The sequence below is a fragment of the Methanobrevibacter sp. genome, assembly GCF_017940815.1.
Taxonomy (GTDB): domain Archaea; phylum Methanobacteriota; class Methanobacteria; order Methanobacteriales; family Methanobacteriaceae; genus Methanocatella.
In genome coordinates this window covers 1-18,030 of record NZ_JAGAXX010000070.1, presented here as the reverse complement: position 1 = coordinate 18,030, position 18,030 = coordinate 1, and the positions used below count along the sequence as shown (strand labels likewise).

Genomic DNA, 18,030 nt, shown 5'->3' with positions numbered 1-18,030 from the left:
ACACAAATACACACCAAAATCAGTTGCAAAAACCGTATATCTAAATGTATTTTTAGGAGCCCTAATCATATCACAAGGATACTACTCAAAAACGGCCATACAACAATTATCTGAGAACTAAAAAATTCAGGCCCCTAAATATATTATAACGAAATTCGAGTGTAGTTATTATGGGTATAGGTTCATTTTTTAAAAGAGGTAAAAAGGAAAAGGAAGATGTTGTAGAGGAATGTCACATTGACATAAATGCTGATGACTGTGGCGGCTGTGAAAAGTGTGCAACAGCTTGTCCAAACAATGTCTTGCAGATTTTGGATGACAAATGTACTGTACGTGACGCACAGGTGTGCAAAAGCTGCAGAGTATGCGTTGCTATTTGTCCTAACGACTGCATTACAGTTAACTGATATTTTCACGAATTGTATCGATAAAGCTTCTGTCCTCAAGCTTTATTATTTTTGTAACTTTTTTTGATTTTCTTATTCTTAATGTGTCTCCGCTGAATATTTCAACAGGAAGGCCGTCATATAGAACGAATGATGTGGTTTCATCCCTGAGTTCCGTAATCTTGATGTCAACGATTGATTCATCTGACAATATTATGCTTCTGTTTATCACTGTATGTGGAGCTATTGGAGTCAATGTTATGATTTCCGCAGTCGGATCCACAATTGGTCCTCCGCAGGAGAGGTTGTAAGCGGTTGAGCCTGTAGGGGTGCATACAAGGATGCCGTCTGCTGTATAAGAATTGATTATTTTGCCGTTGACTATTGCATCGAATCTTACAACTCCGAATGTGTTTTTGGAGATTGCTATCTCATTCAATGATTCAGGTATTTCAATGGCCTCTCCTGAAGGCTTAATGATTTCCCCTTCAAGCATCATTCTCTCTTCGGTTGTATAGTTTCCATTGACAATGTCGTCTAAGGCATTTTCGATATTTTCAGGATTGATTTCAGTCAGATAGCCTAATGTTCCGGTATTTATTCCAATTATCGGTTTTTCATCTGCCAATCTTGAGGTCTTAAGTAATGTGCCGTCCCCTCCGATTGAAAAGATGATGTCACAATCTTTAATGTCATCAGTTATTTCTATATCGTGGCTCTTGGCTAAATCAATAAGTTTCTCTTTTGTTTTTTTAGCTATTTGCTTAAAATCATCGCTGTTGATAAATATCTTCATAGAATATAATATGATGCTGATTTCTAATAAGTTTTTACAGTCAATATTCTTGAAAGTGGCTTCGATAATATTGATGGTTGTTAATATTCAATTAATTAAAATTAGGATGTCTTTAAGATAATTGAAGTAAATAATAAAAAAAGAAATAATGAAATAGGAAATCTACATCAAACTATAATTTTAGTTCAGTTGCATCGATTACTTGGATTTCCATATTTTCAATAAACTCAGCACTTTCAGCGCCAAAGCTTTGGAAATGTGGTGAAGCCATGTGTTTTTGCAATGCTTGTGGGGATTCCCATTTTTCAACAAAGGTCAATATGTCACTATCGTCGGTTGACTGCAATAGTTGATAGTCAATATTACCTTCCTCGGATAATGTAGTTTCAATCAAATCTTTTGAAATTTCTATGATTGTGTCAACACAACCTTTCTTTGGTGTAACTTTTGCTAAAACAACTATGAAACTCATATTTTTCACCTAAATAATAGTTTTTAAGTTATTATACTTAAATTAAATAGGTGATTGTAAGTTATTTCTTACAAATTCTATTGTGATTAAATTTTTTTAGAGTTATTTGTCTTGAAGATTTCTTACGAAAAATAATTTTTCATAAACTACATTAATTATAAAACAAATAAATTAAAATAGTAAAAAAATTTTGGAGAAAAATAATGATATATTCAACAGAAATTGAAAATATGTGTCCTGTTCGCAAGGGTGCTAATCATGGACCTGCTCCAATACCTGAAGAGGGTAGATGGGTTAAAGCTAAAGAAATCTCCGACATTTCCGGTTTTACCCATGGTATCGGATGGTGTGCACCACAACAAGGATGTTGCAAATTAACATTAAACGTTAAAGATGGTATCATCGAGGAAGCATTGGTTGAAACCTTGGGATGCTCCGGAATGACTCACTCTGCTGCAATGGCTGGTGAGATATTGGTTGGAAAAACCATTTTGGAAGCATTGAACACAGACCTTGTTTGTGACGCAATCAACACTGCAATGCGTGAATTATTCTTACAAATCGTCTACGGAAGAACTCAATCTGCATTCTCAGAAGGAGGACTTCAAATAGGTGCTGGACTTGAAGACTTAGGAAAAGGCCACAGAAGCCAAGTTGGAACAATATATTCCACAAAAGAAAAAGGTCCAAGATACCTAGAGCTCACTGAAGGTTACATTACCGAAATCGGGCTTGATGAAGATAATGAAATTATAGGTTACAAATACATCAATTTAGGTGTAATGTTGGATGCTATCAAAGAGGGCGTTGACCCAATGGAAGCTATTGAAAAGGCTACCGGTCAATACGGTCGTTTTGATGATGCAGTCAAAAAAATAGATCCAAGGAGTGAATAAGATGAGCTTGTTTGAAAGTTATGAAAGAAGGATTGACCAAATCACTCCGGTCTTGGAACAGTATGGAATCAAAGACCTTGAGGAAGCAAAACAAATCTGTCTCGACAAAGGTTTTGACCCATATGAAATCGTTAAGGGAGTTCAACCAATCTGCTTTGAAAACGCCTGCTGGGCATACATTTTAGGAGCTGCAATTGCAATCAAGCAAGGATGCACAAAAGCGTCAGATGCTGCAAAGGCTATCGGTGAAGGGCTTCAGGCATTCTGTATTCCTGGAAGTGTTGCCGATGACAGAAAAGTGGGTTTAGGTCATGGTAACTTGGCATCAATGCTTTTAAGTGATGAAAGTGAATGTTTCGCTTTCCTTGCAGGACACGAAAGTTTCGCAGCAGCGGAAGGAGCAATCGGTATTGCAAACTCTGCAAATGAAGTTCGTGAAAAACCTTTACGCGTAATATTGAACGGTCTCGGAAAAGACGCTGCATTAATCATTTCAAGAATCAACGGTTTCACTTACGTGCAAACCGAGTTCGATTACTTCACAGGTGAAGTTAAAGTTGTACGTGAAAAGGCATATTCCGATGGTGAAAGGGCAAAAGTTAGATGCTACGGTGCAGATGACGTGCGTGAAGGTGTAGCAATCATGCACTTGGAAGGAGTTGACGTGTCAATCACAGGTAACTCAACCAACCCTACACGTTTCCAACACCCTGTTGCAGGAACCTACAAGAAGGAATGCATCTTACAAGGCAAAAAATACTTCTCCGTCGCTTCAGGTGGAGGTACCGGAAGAACCTTGCATCCAGACAATATGGCTGCAGGACCTGCTTCATACGGTATGACTGACACTCTCGGTAGAATGCACTCCGACGCACAGTTTGCAGGATCATCCTCCGTACCGGCTCACGTGGAAATGATGGGATTAATCGGTATGGGAAACAATCCTATGGTCGGTGCAAGTGTGGCAGTTGCTGTAGCGGTTGAAAAGGCAATGAAATAAGGGAACTTTTCCCTTAAATTATTTTTTTGGAGAAAATCATGGTAGATGCAGGTTGGGATGAAGAGAGAGTTCTATTCACTCCATTGACTTTATATATGGAATATATCAATTTGAAGTATGATGCATTTTTAAAGGAAAAGTTAAAGGACTTGGACTTGACTACAGGGGATTTGACTTATCTGATAAACATCTTTTACCATGATAAACTTTCACAAAGGCAACTGGCTGACATATTATATGTCTCTGAAGCTAATGTGGCTAAAATCGTTAAGAGATTGGAGAAAAAAGGCTACATTGAAAGGGTGCCTGATGAGGCAAATAAAAGTAGAAAAATTCTTAACTTGACTCAGAAGGGCAAATTGACAACTTATTCTTTAATCAAGATTACTTATGAATGGGAAACCAAGATTACCAATGGCTTTTCTGAAGAGCAGGTAAGCAACTTAAAGAAGATTCTTTATGAATTGACTCAAAATTCAGCTGATTTTTAGGTGATATGATGAATACAATGTGGGGACTAGCAGTAAGGGGAATATGTGAATACAATGGTAAGATATTACTTTTGAAAGTCAGGTCAAAATCAGCTCATGACGCTGGAAAATGGGAAATCCCTGGAGGCAAGGTCAAAAAATGCGAATACTTTGACAATGCGCTTAAAAGGGAATATCTTGAAGAGACAGGACTTGAAATTGATGTTGATGAGCTGTACAATGTTGTGAGAAACGACTACACTGCCTGTAAAACATCCGAACAGGTAAAATCAATCCAACTGATTATGAAAGTGACTTGTGTTAGCGATGAGGTAAAAATCAGCGAAGAGCATGACGAATACGGTTGGTTTACCCGTGATGAAGTCGATGAAATGATTAATGATGGGCTGTTGACAAAACCTGCTGTCAATGCATTTACAAAAAATTAAAAAAAATATGTGACTAATTGTCACATTATTTCTGTTTTTTAATTAGCACTATCACTAAAACTATTATTAGCACGATTAACAATATGTATACAGGATTTCCTGTTTTTATATTCGCATCAATCTGATGATTTTTGAATGCTTTTTCATCTGAAAATTTATCATTATTTGTTTCAATATTTGAAGTGTTGTCTGTTTTGTTAATTGTTTTATTTGCACTGTTGTCTGCATCAGTTTTGTTTGAAATTGTTTGATTATTGGAATTCGTGTTATTTTCTATTTTTTCGGTTGAATTTTCATTGTCGGTTTCATTATTTTCTTGCGGTTTATTGAACAACTGGATTTTAAAGCCCCACAGGTCCTTGTGGGTAGGATCGGCATTCTTAAATCCCAAAAAGTCAAATATCCTGTATGTTGTTTCGTTTAGCCATTGGATATTTCCGGTATTGTTTATGCGGTAGCCGTTGTTGTATAGATTAACTGCCTCCCTGTTGTAGGAGTATGTCAACTTTTCCGTGTTTCCGGCATTCTTGTAAAGATCCCATACATATGACTGTACAAATATTGAGCTTGGAATGTTGGGATAATTCTTGTTTGAATTTAGAAGATCGTCATAATGATTGTAGAACAGAATCTTCAAATATTCTCCAATAGGAGCCTTGTCCGCAAAGTACCAATGTCCCACAACGGTTTCGGTATCATTTGCATCAACTGCATAATATGTGTCGTTCCAAAATGATGGGTGGGTTTTTGAGTCCTTTGTTTGAATGTATCCTCCGTCTTGGATTGCATAGGCATTGTATCCGTTGCTCATGGTTACGTTGTTGAAACTCCCTGTATCTGATGTGTAGGGAATTCTTTCGCCGTTTTCATTGAAATAATAGTCTTTGGTGTTAATGTATTTGGTGTCGTTGATATCTGTGTTGTGAGTGTTTTTAACTGTTTCATTTTCCGCCGAAACGGATGCTATAGTTATAAAAATCAAAATTAAAAAAATTAAAATGCTTTTAAATTTCAATTTTATCACCTCTTTTTAATATTAATAAGATATCTTAATACCTTATTAAGTCTAATTTTGAATTATAGACTTTAAAAAGAGGATTAATTGATTAATTGTTAATATTGAACTAAACAGTTAAGGCTGGATTTGATATACGCATTTTTCATCGCCCATTGAGTAGCACATGATCTCATCAATATTCAAATCGAAATTGAAAAACATGCTGAATAGCTTTTCAAGCATTCCCTTTTCAAGATAACAACTTGGTGTTCCTGATTTTGCCAAATCCTTGGATTCGAAACAGTTGACACAGGTTATTTCAATGTTGTTGTCTATATTGAAGGATAATTCTCCTAAGTTGTTTTTAAGCCAATATTTTGAAATGTTTTTGGTGAATATGTCAAGGTCCTCATGTTGCAATTGTGCAAATAGGTATTCTCCAATGTGGTTGCCGATCTTTTGAAGAACCGGTGTTATGTCCATTCCGAATTCCATAAGCATAGACTTGAATGTCTGTGTCAGGAGTATCACATATTCGATGTCTCCCTTTTCAATGAACTCGTCAATCATTAATTTGGTTTGCTCTTTCTTGATTATTTTTGTTTTGTTTGTATCGATTGAACCTAAAAAATCTGCATTCAGGTAGAATATTTTTTTTCTGTTGTCAGTAGGATCTGCCTTGTATTTTACAATGCCTTCCTTTCTTAAATCCCTTAAATGCATTGAAACGCTTGCTTTTGATTTTGAGGTGTTCTCTACAATGTCCTCAAAATTCATTTCATCATGCCTCAACAGTTCTAGAATTTCATATTTCGCTGGACTTTTGATAATGTCAATGTCTATCAAAGGTGAATCAGTTTTATGTTCATTCAATATAATTTGTATTGGGTTTGAGGTAGTCATAATTAGCCTCCTTAAATTAAAACTACTTTCAAATTTCAGGTTTTGAATTTATATTTAATCTTTAATTATATATAAAACTATGCTTTGTGCCTTAAAATTAGTTTACATTAATCTTAACAGTTAAAATAAGAAATTAGAAAAATTTAGTTAAAACTAAACTTAATGAAACAGTCTAATCAATTAATGGTATGGTTTTTTCAAAGAGGGTTGATAAAAAAATAGGGGGTAAATAGTCATGATGACTATTCTAAGTTTAACAATTTTGCAGCATTGTCGTATAAAATTTGTGACCTTTCCTCGTCGGTCAAATCGATTTTGTTGAAGTATTCCATTTCGCTGTCTGATTCCCACATTGGATAATCTGTACCCCAAAGAACCCTATCAGTTCCGTAGGCATGAATCAAGTCGTATGCCTCTTCAGGAGTCAATTCGTATAAGCTGGAGCTTAAGTCAACATAGAGGTTAGGTGTTCCGGCTAGCTTTTCGGTGGCTTCCTTCCATACGCTCCATCCCGCAAAGTGTGCGCCGATGAATGGAATTTCAGGAAACTTGTCTAAAAATGGTTTAATTTGCTCAGGATTGGAATAGTTGTATCTGAAATCTCCGCAGTGAACAAGCATTGGGACTCCTCCTTCACGAACCACCTCACCGATTTTGTATGCACGTTCCTCATTCATGGCAAATAATTGGAAATCAGGGTGCAATTTCACTCCCTTAAGACCTAGCTCAATCAGATAATCGAAATCACCTTGTATGTCCTCACTGTCAGGATGCAATGTGCCGAAACCTGTAAATAAATCCGGATTTGAATTAACAGTTTCTGCAATGAATTCGTTGATTGACTTGACCTGCTTTGGAGTGGTTGCAACTGAATGGACAAGGTAATGTGTTACTCCAACTTTTGCACCGTCCTTAAGCATTCCTTCGACTTTACCGTTCAGGGACATGTCCAAGTCATAGAAATCTCTAATTCCGATTACCGCTCTGTCTGCAATTTTTTCAGGGTAAATGTGACAATGTGCATTTATAATTTTTTGCATGAAATTAAACCACCTTTAATAATATAGTTAATATTTTTGATTTTTATTAATAAAATATTTAATTATTTAAATAAATAATATGTATTATGCCTGTTCAAAGATGTCCAAAATGCAACAAGATATTGTCTCCACAGGAATCCGTTTGCGCAAATTGTGGGGCCAGCGTTAATAATCATGATATTGGAAGAATTAATTCCATATATCACACAAGCAACATATCCACATTGCTGTTTCTGCTGATCTTTTTTATTGTAGCCTTAATATATGGATTCATGGGTATTGTGCCAGCAATTATTGTCGCTGTGGTTTTAATAGCATTTTTGGTCTATACAAGATTTATAAAAGGTTAATATAAATTTTCACCTGAATAAATGTTTTCTTCAGTGTAGATTCTAATCAGCCTGTCAACCAAATCATCATACATCAACCTATGGCCAACAGCTCCGCCGTGAGGAGTATTGACATTGTTCAAGGATTTGTCTGCAAATTCTCCGCAATTGTTGATGATGTACCACATTCCATGAGGGGTGTATATGAACAGTTCACCTTCCCCATTTTTTGCACCGTTCTTGTAGCTGTCCTGAGGGTCGTATATTTTAGTTGAGTGTACTGCAAGTCTTGATAGGTCCTGTTCTGGTCTTGTTCCTGTCTTTTCAAATAGCAATTTCAACCATTCATATGACTTGTCTATCAGATTTGCCTTTTTGATAGGGTCTGCAAATGCCTCCTTGACCTTGTTCTGTCTTTTTTCCAATGTGTTTGTGATTCCAAGGATTTCCTCAACTTTTGCAACATCTTTTTCAAGGCATCTCCATCCTTCAGGCCTTCCTGTAACCTGAACATTTCCCTCTACGAAATCCATTCTTTTGAATTTCCTGAAATAGGGCTTGACCTTTTCAAACTCCTCATCCGGAATCTTCTTGTTTAACCCGTAGATGTATCCATATTCATTAGCATCATAACATTTTGTTTCAAGTTTCAATTCATCATCTGCCATATTATCAACTCGTATATAGTATAATATTAATCAACTATTAAGATATAAATTATTTCATTATTAAACAAATTTTATTATTTCATTGACTTTAATAATCTTTTTATAAAATTAATGATTATTTTTAATAATTTTAACACATTTTTTTTGACTTAGAAAGTTATTTTTATATAAAAAACTAATATTAAGATATGGTAAAAGTAAGTATTTTAGGATCAACTGGAATTATAGGAAAAAATGTGGCATTCACGTTGGCACGTGAAGATACAGTTGATGAAATTGTTATGTTTTCAAGACCTAAAAGTCTTGATAAAGCCAAAGGTGAAACTTATGACATGTACGATGCACTGGCTGCACGTGACATTGATTGTAAGTTGACTCCTACATCAGATTTTAATGATCTTGCCGGTTCCTCAATTGTTCTTATCGCTGCGGGAATTCACAGGGAAAAGGGCATGAAAAGATTGGATTTGGCAATTCCAAATGCGGAAATTGTAAGCTATTACTCTAAAAAGATAGCTGAACATGCTCCCGATTCAATTATATTGGTTGCAACCAACCCAGTGGACGTTATGACTACAATTGCTCTCAAGGCATCTGGCTTTAAGAAGAGCAAGGTCATTGGTGTTGGAAACCATTTAGATTCATTAAGGTTAAAAAATTATTTTTCAAGACAAATAGATATTAACAGTTCTGAAGTCCACACAAGGGTCATCGGTGAGCATGGTGATCACATGGTGCCTCTTTTAAGTTCAACAACAATTGGTGGTATTCCATTGAAATATTTCGTTGAATATGTAGATTTAGACATCAGAGGACTGGTAGAACAACTCAAAAACGCAGGTAATACAATAATATCCAAAAAAGGCGCAACAGAATATGGCCCAGCATTCGCTATTTCTAACTTAATGTCAACAATCATTACTGATTCTCATAAAGTGTTGACTGTTAGTAGCTATCTTGATGGTGAAATTGAGAGAGTTGAAGATGTTTCATTGGGCGTTCCGGCCGTAATTTCAAAGAAAGGTGTTGCAATGATTGTTCCGATTCATATGAACGACATTGAAAAGACAGAGTTCTTTGCGGCTGCAAATACAGTTAGGGAAGCTACTGATGAAGTCTTATCTCACCTTGATTTATAGGTGTTTATATGGATATTATTAAAAAATGGACAGAGTCTAGTCTTATTTTAAAAATTATCATTGGTTTAGTAATTGGAGCTACATTAGGTGTTTTAGTTCCAAAGTGGTCGATTATTGGTTTTCCTGGAGAACTATTTGTAACTGCCCTTAAATCAGTTGCTCCTATTTTGGTATTTGTTTTGGTGTCTTCCGCTATTTCCAAGGCAAGATCCGGAATCGGTTCCAGATATAAGACAGTAATAGTATTGTACATTTTCAGTACATTTCTCTCAGCATTGGTTGCGGTAATCGGAAGTTACTTGTTCCCAGTTTTCATTCATTTGTCTGCGGCAAGTACTCAGACTGCTCCTGGTGCTCTTCAGGATGTTATAACAAACATGATTTTAGGCATATTTGCAAATCCTATACAGTCATTGGCTGAAGGACAATATTTAGGAATCCTCTTTTGGTCAATCATGTTGGGTATTGCATTGAAAAACGTTGCAAGTGACAGTACAAAGGACCTTGTTAAGGATTTTGCTGATGCAATCACAAGAATTGTGCGTGGAATCATTCAGTTTGCACCGATTGGTATCATGGGTTTGGTATTCACTTCCGTTTCTGAAAGCGGTTTAGGAATATTTACCCAATACGGTCAATTGATTCTATTGCTTGTTGGATGTATAGCTTTCGTTGCTTTCATAACCGATCCACTCATTTCAGCTGTTGCATTAAGACGCAACCCTTACCCATTGGTTTTGACCTGTCTGAGGGAAAGCGGTATTACAGCATTCTTCTCAAGAAGTTCAGCGGCAAACATTCCGGTCAATATGGGATTGTGTGAAAAGCTTGGAATCGATAGGGATTTCTTCTCAATCAGTATCCCATTAGGTTCCACAATCAACATGGAAGGTGCGGCCATTACAATTACTGTAATGACCCTTGCAACCTGCTACACAATAGGACTTGATGTGCCTTTACCAATTGCATTAGTATTGTGCGGTATTTCAACATTGGCAGCATGTGGAGCTTCAGGTGTTGCTGGAGGATCATTACTGCTCATTCCTATGGCATGTTCCCTATTTGGTATAGGTCAGGACATATCCATGCAGGTTGTTGCAGTTGGTTTCATCATTGGAGTTATTCAGGACTCATGTGAAACTGCACTTAACTCAGCGGGTGATGCTTTGTTCACTGCCACTGCGGAGTATTACAATAGGCTTAAATCTGGAGAGCCTATGAACTATTTAGGTGAATTTGCAAAAAGGTGATTGAATGAAATTGGTTGTCCAAAGGGTAACTTCAGCAAGTGTTGAAGTGGAAGATGAAATTGTTGGTGAAATTGAAGACGGTTTGATGGTTCTTGTTGGCTTTGGCCAAAATGACACAACCAGGGAAGCTGATTATTTGGCAGGCAAACTTGCAAAGCTAAGAATTTTTGAGGATGAAAACGGACGAATGAACAAGTCTGTTAAAGATATTGGGGGCAAGTTATTGCTGGTTCCTCAATTTACATTATATGCTCATACCAAAAAGAATAGACCTTCATTTCACAAGGCATTATCTCCCGACAGGGCAACCGAATTATTTGATTACTTTACAGACAAATGCAGTGAGCTAATCGATGTAGAAACAGGTGAATTTGGTGCATTCATGAAAGTCAGCTTATTGAATAATGGGCCAGTCACCATTTTACTTGAAAAAGAATTTGAATAATAACAAGTTAAATACAAATATTTAAAAACATTTACTTCTAAATATATTTTTACTAATAATATGGGGAAGTAAATTAAATGCCTATTGAAAATTCAAAAGCGCAGGAGATTAAACGACTAACCACTCCTTTAACTTTTAAAGATTCACATGCCTATGATGATAATGGCAATAAGATTAATTGTGTTGAGACAATTAATGATGTTAGATATATCCTAGAGCCAAAAGAAGGCATTTTATCTGATGATGAGATTTTAAAATATGCTCCTAAGTCCAAGGCCGCTTCAAAAGTGAGATTAAAAAGAGGTTTGGGAAATTCATCAGACGTACTGCTTATTCATGATTCCCTTCCATGGGTTTTAGGATCGTTTTATATTATATTAGCATGCGTTTCCGTTCCGGTTTTTTTTAGTGGAAACAGGTTCGGGATGTTGTTAATACTGATTTTAGTGATTATTCCTCTAATCTATTTATATCGCATTTTCAATTTGAATAGTTATATTGGAGTTCAAGCAAATAAGCCTGCAAGTGTTAAACCTCAGGAGAATGTTCAAAGAACTATTGAAAGTCCTTTTAGTGAATCAGTTTCCGATTTTGGTGTTGGTTCACTTAAAAGATATGAGAAGGAGATCAATAACCTGAAGGTTTTATTTGACGTTAAGGAAAGTGCAGTTAGGGATTTAATTGAAAAAAGATTTGCTCCTCCACAGATAACTTATGACAAGTTCATTGCAATAATCGACTCTTCACACAAGCTCTTCTATAAACAGGCTGATGCAGCATCAAATATCATTAACCTTGCCGCTGAAGACACTCCGAGAGTTCAAGGTGAAATTGAAAACAAGATCAGTGCAATGCATACGATTATAGACCAAATTGAAAAGTTAACCAATGAACTGGTTATCAACATTAGCAATGAGACCGGTTCTGATGATGATGTAAAAGGATTATTAGATGATATGGAAAGCTTAATAGATTCTGTTAAGGAATATTAGGGTGGTATGATGACTAAAAATTGTCCAAATTGTGGAAAACAATTGCCTGATGATGCCAAATTCTGTATGGATTGCGGCCATAGTTTTGAAACTGTGAGCAAATCCTCTCTGGATGGTATTATGAAAAACGGCAAAATATTCATTGTCATAATAGCGATTGTTGTTATTTTGGGATTGCTTGTCATTGCCATGACCGGTAATAATGACAATTCAAATGTAGAAAGCACCACAGATGATGCGGACCATGTGACTTTGACCATAACTGAAGTTAGTGGTTGGGATTCATCAAGCGGTAAAAAAAGCTACACATTATATACTCAAGCATTATTTAGCAAGGTTCCTGATGATATGAATGGATATCTCATCAAAACAACTTATTTTGATAAGAATGGTACACAGATAGGTCAGGAAACCGAAAAATTGAATCAGGTTTATTATGATTCAAATTATGCAATAAGCTTTGGTCATTATACAACATACAAGTTGCCTGACCCTGACCATGTGACTGTTGAAATTATTAAGGACGGTAAGACCGTTGACAATTACACTGAAAAGATAGATACTAATAAAATAAAATACTTAAATTAATAGGTGATAACATGGCTGAATTTTCACTTGATGTAGATGAAATAAAAAAAGATGTTGAAACAACCCTTAAAGAGGAAGAAGAAAAATTAGAAAACTCAAATTTAAAAGACAAAGCGCAAGGAAATGCTACTGCAATATTTGAAGCTAATTTGGATAATCCTCAAGAAAGAGAAAGTATCTTAAAACCATTGGATGATTTTGGTTTAAATGAGATGTCAAGATCTGCAGCCCACAATGAAATATTGGCTACCAGATTTGTCGATTTGACAAAAGGGGGCAAGGATGCAGACAATATTAGTGAGAAATTACTTGAGCTAAATCGTCAGATGAAGGATTTGGACCCAAGTAAGGTGGACTTTGCAAAGAAAGGTGTTTTGGGAAACATAATGAATCCTGTCAGGAAATACTTTGCAAAATATGAAAAGGCTGAAGTTGCAATTTCCGAAATCGTCGAATCTCTTGATAAAAGTACTAAAGTATTGCAGAATGACAATACAACATTATTAAATGAAGAAAACTACTTAAGGCAAGTTACAAACAAGCTTTTAGCAGATATAGAACTTGGTAAGCAAATGGATGCATCTATTGAAGCTCAAATTCAGACTGCCGAAATCGAAGGTGTCGATGAGGAAAAAATCGCATTTGTTCGTGAGGAAATCCTATTCCCATTAAGACAGAGAATAATGGACATGCAACAAATGATAGTTGTAAACCAGCAAGGAATCGTTTCACTTAATGTTATAAGACGTAACAACAAAGAATTGATTCGTGGAGTAAAAAGAGCTCAAAACGTAACAGTTTCCGCTTTAAGAACTGGTGTTATGGTTGCAAGTGCATTGTATGATCAAAAAATTGTCATGGAAAAAATCAATATATTGAATAAGACAACAGAAAACATCATAGAATCCACTTCACGCATGCTTAAGGAGCAAGGAAGTGAAATTCAAAAGCACAGTGCTGAAACAATGATTTCTCCAGATGTCCTAAAAGCTTCATTTGCCGATGCTATTCAAGCTATTGAAGACGTAAGCACTTACAAGGAACAAGCTTTACCACAAATGAAAGAAACTATTCAAATGTTTTCAGATATGGCTGACAATGGCCAAAAAGTTATTGCAAAGATTGAAACAAGCAACGACAATCTACTTAATTAAAAACACTCTTTAGGTTAATTATGAACGCAGCTGAAAAAATTAAAAGGTCATGGTGGGTAATCCTATCGTTCATATTCATGTTAAACGGGTTTGGATTTGTATACATAGGTCTTAAAAACAACAATAATAATTGGATTTTAGAGGGCTTAACCTATGAAATCCCATGGATTATTGGTCTCCTAACAGTGTTTGACGATCCGATTCTTGAAGGAATAGTGGCGATTGGGTTGATTTTATGGGTAGTGTCAATTATCCGCTCCTTTTGGCTTGCAATTAAACTTGCTGATGTATATGACAATGAGGACAAATACACCGTTAGGCCGGTAGTCATGGCTAATCATGATAACCCGAAGAAAAACGACAACACCAAAACAAATATAGGCTGCTGCTTGTGCCTAATTGCAATATTTATCGTATTTGTCATTGTTGCACATTAATTAAAAATGCTGGATGAAATTTGCCATGTATTTTACATTCAGCAATTCCTTTTTTTTAAAATTTTCAATGTATGCTAATTATTTTTAATAGCTTTGACAAATATTATACCATGTTTAGAAAAATGAGAAGGCAAGGCCAGATGCTTTCTGAAGATGAATGCATTGAAATACTGAAAAATGAGCCACGGGGGGTTTTAGCCCTTTTGGGTGATTATGATTATCCTTATGCTCTTCCGATGAGCCATGTATATGTAGACGGCAAGATCTACTTTCATGGAGCAATGACCGGACATAAGAATGATGCGGTTGAAAGTCACGACAAGGCATCCTACTGCGTCATGGATAATGGCGTTAGAAATGAGGAAGACGATTGGTCATATATTTTTAAAAGTGTAATAGTTTTTGGTCGGATAACAACATTGTCCGATGATGATGAAAAAATAGAGAAGTTGACATATTTGGGGGATAAATTTTTCCCGACCCATGAGGAAACTGTTAATGAAATCAAAAAATTATTACATCGAACTGAGGTCTTTGAGCTGTCAATTGAACACATTTCAGGAAAAATAGTTAAGGAAAAATAAAATCGGTTAATTGTCTTTATTTTTTTATTTTTTTTATTAAATATCTTATTTTTTATTGTAATCATTGATTATTAAATGTTTTTATCTTAAATAAGTTTAAATTATATGTTATTTCATATAATAAAAATTTTAATCATTATTTTCATTTTGTTACAGTTTTATATCTTTAAATATTATCTTAATAAAGAATTCTTTTTTATAACCTTATTTAAATAATCAATTTATTAATTTAAAATTTTAATTATTTTTTAAACTTATTTTTAAAAATTAAAGAATTTTAAAAGGATTTGGCAAATAAAAAGGTTTATATAAGATTTTTTAAATAAATTATCTTGTAGTGGGATTAAGTTCCCATGAGATTTAAAAAATAATAATTAGGAGGTAAATTATTTTGAATAAACAATTATTAATCACTTTGTTATTAGCATTGGTTGTTGTTTTTTCAATTAGTGCTGTTTGCGCAAGTGAGATAAATGTTACAGATTCATATTCAACTACTTCAGATGAATTGATTTCACTTGACAGTGACGGTTCCTCACAGGAAGTGCAAGAATCAACCGTTGTTGATGATACATCAGACAATGTTCTCGAATCTGAAAATTCAAATATTTTATCAACTAACTCTGATGAAAAGAGTAATGTTTTAACAAGTGATAAAAACGATTCAATAGCAAATGATACTAAAATTGATCCATCTAAGACTATCACTTCTAAAGATGTTACAAAGTATTACAAAGGAAGTACACAATATACCGCTACCTTTTTGGATAACTATGGTAAGGCATTATCTAACACCAATGTTAAGATAACTGTAAATGGCCAAAGTTACACTAAAAAGACTGACAGTGCCGGTAGAATCTCTATGAGTATAAATCTTAAACCAGGAACTTACACTGTTGCTGCAACTAATCCAGCAACCGGGTACACCTTAAAGACCACTTTCAAAATATTATCTACAATAACTGCTAGTGATATTAGTAAAGTGTATACTGATAGTAAGAAATTCAAGGCAAAATTTTTAAATAGCAATGGTCAGGCATTAGCTAAAAAGACCATCAAGTTCAAGATTGACGGTAAAAAATACAAAGTTAAAACTAATGCTAAAGGTGTTGCTAAACTGTCATTAAAGACTCTTAAAAAAGGTACTTATAAAATTACTTCATATAATACTGACGGTTTGAAAATAGTTAATACAGTTAAGGTTGTTAAATCAACTTCCACTACCTTAACCGCTAGTGATTACACTTTCCTTACTAGTGACTCAAAAGTCATTCAGGTAAAGTTACTCAATAAATTTGGTTACGCTCCTGGTAAAGGTAAACAAATCAAATTTAAAATAGACGGTAAGACATATAAATCTAATACTAATTCCAAAGGTATTGCTCAGCTTAAATTGCCTTCACTTAAAGCAGGCATTTATAATGTAAAATATAAATTTGCAAAAACCAGCTTTTATGCCGCTTCAAGTACTAAAAGTAAAGTCACTGTTATACCAAGTAAAACTCCGACTTTCACTGTAATAAGTACTACAACATTCGGTAAAGGTGCAGGTACACAATTTAAGGTAGCATTAAAATCAGGAACTGTTCCATTGGCAAGCAAGCAAGTCACCCTAACTTTAAATGGCGTTTCTTACACTAAGACAACTGACGCTAACGGTATGGTTTCACTTCCGATTAATTTGGATATAGGCAAATATACAATCAAGTATACCAACAAGGCCGAAGCTAAAATTAATTCCATAAGTAAATCAACTGAAATAACAGTTAAAGAGAGAACTCCATCAAAAATTAGTTGGGCAAGTGCAACTTCATTCAATCAAGGAACAAATTCCCTAAAAGTGACATTAGTTAACTCAGAAAATAAAGCTATTTCTGGCCAAACAGTTAAATTAACTGTTAACTCAAAAACATACACAGCAACCACCTCCGGTGGATCCGCTACATTTAATGTTAATTTAGTGCCAGGAAACTATACTGTAAACTATAACTTTGGAGGCAGCAATGATTATACCGGATGCTCTGGCAGTACTAAAATTTCAGTAATCAAGACTCCTACTATATCCATAAAGAATATTATTGCAGGAGCAACTTCACTGAAAAATTATTATGCAAATAATAATAAAGTGCCAAGCACTGTTACCACTGGTGGAATTACATTCACCACCCCTGAATTCTTATATTTAATGGGTAGAGCAATTGAAGAGTTAGGTAATTCAAAAACTAATGATATACCAATCATTTATGGAGTGACTGCTCCGTCTTCTCCTTCAGGAGATGACATTAATGCAAATCTCTATAAGAATGATTTTGTCAAATTAGCTACAAATGTTGCTAATTTCATTAGTACCAATAAACAGGCTCCAGCTTATGGAAGTTCTGCTGTTGGTAAGGTTATCTATTCTGAACTTGTGGATTCATTTTCAAGAATTTTAGCATTCTATCCTGGTAATAACAATAAGTTGCCAAATTATGTAACAATCAAATATGGTTCATCAACCCCATCAGGTTCTCAATCTGGTACCGGATTAAATGAGGATAATACTGTTAAAGATTTATCAATTTATCTTAAATCTACTACAAATTGTCAAGTAGGTAATGCAGCTATTAAAAAGGTTGTCGATTCAGTAACTAATAGATTAACCACTGCATCAGCTAAGGCTACTGCAATATATAACTATGTAAGAGACCATATCTCATATAGTTTCTATTACAACACCAAATATGGTGCGGCTGGAACATTGTCCTCTGGAACTGGTAATTGTGTAGACCAAGCTCATTTACTTGTAGCTATGTTTAGAACTGCGGATCTTCCTGCTAGATATGTTCACGGAACATGTAAATTCTCAAGTGGAAGTACCTATGGGCATGTATGGGCTCAAGTGTTAATTGATGGAAAATGGACTGTAGCAGACCCTACCAGTTCAAGAAATTCATTAGGAAGTATAGCTAATTGGAATACGAAATCATTTAGCCTCAACGGTATTTACGCAGGCATTTCATTCTAATTACTATCCTTACTTTTTTCTTTTTTTT

At 35.0% G+C, this 18,030-nt stretch carries 21 protein-coding genes and 1 pseudogene; 16 read left to right on the top strand and 6 right to left on the bottom strand.

Going from position 1 to position 18,030, the window contains the following annotated elements; translation table 11 throughout:
* Together ILA26_RS08485 and ILA26_RS08480 are read left to right on the top strand one after the other, a co-directional pair.
* Positions 1–121 (top strand): annotated as a pseudogene (locus ILA26_RS08485) (IS5/IS1182 family transposase); the annotation flags it as partial.
* A gap of 49 nt (positions 122–170) precedes the next feature.
* Positions 171–407, top strand: a complete 237-nt coding sequence (locus ILA26_RS08480; RefSeq protein WP_292896307.1) for a 4Fe-4S binding protein — start codon at positions 171–173, stop codon at positions 405–407.
* On the opposite strand, the gene ILA26_RS08475 is transcribed toward ILA26_RS08480, so the two are convergent.
* Entirely contained in the window at positions 400–1,182 is a 783-nt protein-coding gene (locus ILA26_RS08475) for an NAD(+)/NADH kinase (protein WP_292896305.1), read from the bottom strand. The genes ILA26_RS08480 and ILA26_RS08475 overlap by 8 nt on opposite strands.
* Positions 1,183–1,354: 172 nt before the next feature.
* Complete coding sequence (locus tag ILA26_RS08470; protein ID WP_292896303.1) at positions 1,355–1,654, bottom strand: putative quinol monooxygenase; 300 nt, start codon at positions 1,652–1,654, stop codon at positions 1,355–1,357.
* Between the two features lie 203 nt (positions 1,655–1,857).
* Between ILA26_RS08470 and ILA26_RS08465 the strand changes: the two genes are divergently transcribed.
* Genes ILA26_RS08465 through ILA26_RS08450 form a run of 4 tightly spaced genes read left to right on the top strand, consistent with a single transcriptional unit; the run spans position 1,858 to position 4,469 of the window.
* Positions 1,858–2,550: a hypothetical protein gene (locus ILA26_RS08465; RefSeq protein WP_292896301.1), complete on the top strand. Its 693-nt coding sequence runs from the start codon at positions 1,858–1,860 to the stop codon at positions 2,548–2,550.
* A gap of 1 nt (position 2,551) precedes the next feature.
* Complete coding sequence (locus ILA26_RS08460) at positions 2,552–3,550, top strand: GGGtGRT protein (RefSeq protein ID WP_292896299.1); 999 nt, start codon at positions 2,552–2,554, stop codon at positions 3,548–3,550.
* Between the two features lie 38 nt (positions 3,551–3,588).
* Positions 3,589–4,041, top strand: coding sequence for a MarR family transcriptional regulator (locus ILA26_RS08455; protein WP_292896297.1), 453 nt, complete (start codon positions 3,589–3,591; stop codon positions 4,039–4,041).
* An 8-nt stretch (positions 4,042–4,049) separates the two neighbouring features.
* Entirely contained in the window at positions 4,050–4,469 is a 420-nt protein-coding gene (locus tag ILA26_RS08450) for an NUDIX domain-containing protein (RefSeq protein WP_292896295.1), read from the top strand.
* A gap of 25 nt (positions 4,470–4,494) precedes the next feature.
* On the opposite strand, the gene ILA26_RS08445 is transcribed toward ILA26_RS08450, so the two are convergent.
* From ILA26_RS08445 to ILA26_RS08435, 3 genes are all read right to left on the bottom strand, one after another.
* A complete protein-coding gene (locus ILA26_RS08445) occupies positions 4,495–5,451 on the bottom strand; it encodes a hypothetical protein (protein WP_292896293.1) in 957 nt (318 codons plus the stop codon).
* A gap of 150 nt (positions 5,452–5,601) precedes the next feature.
* Positions 5,602–6,369: a V4R domain-containing protein gene (locus tag ILA26_RS08440; RefSeq protein WP_292896291.1), complete on the bottom strand. Its 768-nt coding sequence runs from the start codon at positions 6,367–6,369 to the stop codon at positions 5,602–5,604.
* Positions 6,370–6,611: 242 nt separating this feature from the next.
* Positions 6,612–7,409 (bottom strand): amidohydrolase family protein, encoded by a 798-nt coding sequence (locus tag ILA26_RS08435; RefSeq protein WP_292896289.1) that lies wholly within the window; start codon positions 7,407–7,409, stop codon positions 6,612–6,614.
* A gap of 86 nt (positions 7,410–7,495) precedes the next feature.
* Here ILA26_RS08435 and ILA26_RS08430 point away from each other — a divergent pair, with 86 nt between their 5' ends.
* On the top strand, positions 7,496–7,759 hold the full coding sequence (locus tag ILA26_RS08430; protein ID WP_292896287.1) for a zinc ribbon domain-containing protein: 264 nt from the start codon (positions 7,496–7,498) through the stop codon (positions 7,757–7,759).
* Here ILA26_RS08430 and ILA26_RS08425 read toward each other — a convergent pair.
* On the bottom strand, positions 7,756–8,406 hold the full coding sequence (locus ILA26_RS08425; protein ID WP_292896285.1) for a hypothetical protein: 651 nt from the start codon (positions 8,404–8,406) through the stop codon (positions 7,756–7,758). The genes ILA26_RS08430 and ILA26_RS08425 overlap by 4 nt on opposite strands.
* 188 nt (positions 8,407–8,594) lie before the next feature.
* Between ILA26_RS08425 and ILA26_RS08420 the strand changes: the two genes are divergently transcribed.
* The 9 genes from ILA26_RS08420 (at position 8,595) to ILA26_RS08380 (ending at position 18,002) form a co-directional block, all read left to right on the top strand.
* Positions 8,595–9,545: a malate dehydrogenase gene (locus ILA26_RS08420; protein ID WP_292896283.1), complete on the top strand. Its 951-nt coding sequence runs from the start codon at positions 8,595–8,597 to the stop codon at positions 9,543–9,545.
* A gap of 8 nt (positions 9,546–9,553) precedes the next feature.
* Positions 9,554–10,795, top strand: a complete 1,242-nt coding sequence (gene sstT, locus ILA26_RS08415) for a serine/threonine transporter SstT (protein WP_292896281.1) — start codon at positions 9,554–9,556, stop codon at positions 10,793–10,795.
* A gap of 4 nt (positions 10,796–10,799) precedes the next feature.
* On the top strand, positions 10,800–11,240 hold the full coding sequence (gene dtd, locus ILA26_RS08410) for a D-aminoacyl-tRNA deacylase (protein WP_292896279.1): 441 nt from the start codon (positions 10,800–10,802) through the stop codon (positions 11,238–11,240).
* Between the two features lie 77 nt (positions 11,241–11,317).
* Positions 11,318–12,232, top strand: coding sequence for a hypothetical protein (locus ILA26_RS08405; RefSeq protein WP_292896277.1), 915 nt, complete (start codon positions 11,318–11,320; stop codon positions 12,230–12,232).
* A gap of 9 nt (positions 12,233–12,241) precedes the next feature.
* Complete coding sequence (locus ILA26_RS08400) at positions 12,242–12,820, top strand: zinc ribbon domain-containing protein (protein ID WP_292896275.1); 579 nt, start codon at positions 12,242–12,244, stop codon at positions 12,818–12,820.
* Between the two features lie 11 nt (positions 12,821–12,831).
* Complete coding sequence (locus ILA26_RS08395) at positions 12,832–13,974, top strand: toxic anion resistance protein (protein WP_292896273.1); 1,143 nt, start codon at positions 12,832–12,834, stop codon at positions 13,972–13,974.
* Positions 13,975–13,994: 20 nt separating this feature from the next.
* On the top strand, positions 13,995–14,411 hold the full coding sequence (locus tag ILA26_RS08390) for a hypothetical protein (RefSeq protein WP_292896271.1): 417 nt from the start codon (positions 13,995–13,997) through the stop codon (positions 14,409–14,411).
* Between the two features lie 110 nt (positions 14,412–14,521).
* A complete protein-coding gene (locus tag ILA26_RS08385; RefSeq protein ID WP_292896269.1) occupies positions 14,522–14,995 on the top strand; it encodes a pyridoxamine 5'-phosphate oxidase family protein in 474 nt (157 codons plus the stop codon).
* Between the two features lie 391 nt (positions 14,996–15,386).
* Positions 15,387–18,002, top strand: coding sequence for a transglutaminase domain-containing protein (locus ILA26_RS08380; protein ID WP_292896267.1), 2,616 nt, complete (start codon positions 15,387–15,389; stop codon positions 18,000–18,002).
* Positions 18,003–18,030: the final 28 nt, after the last annotated feature.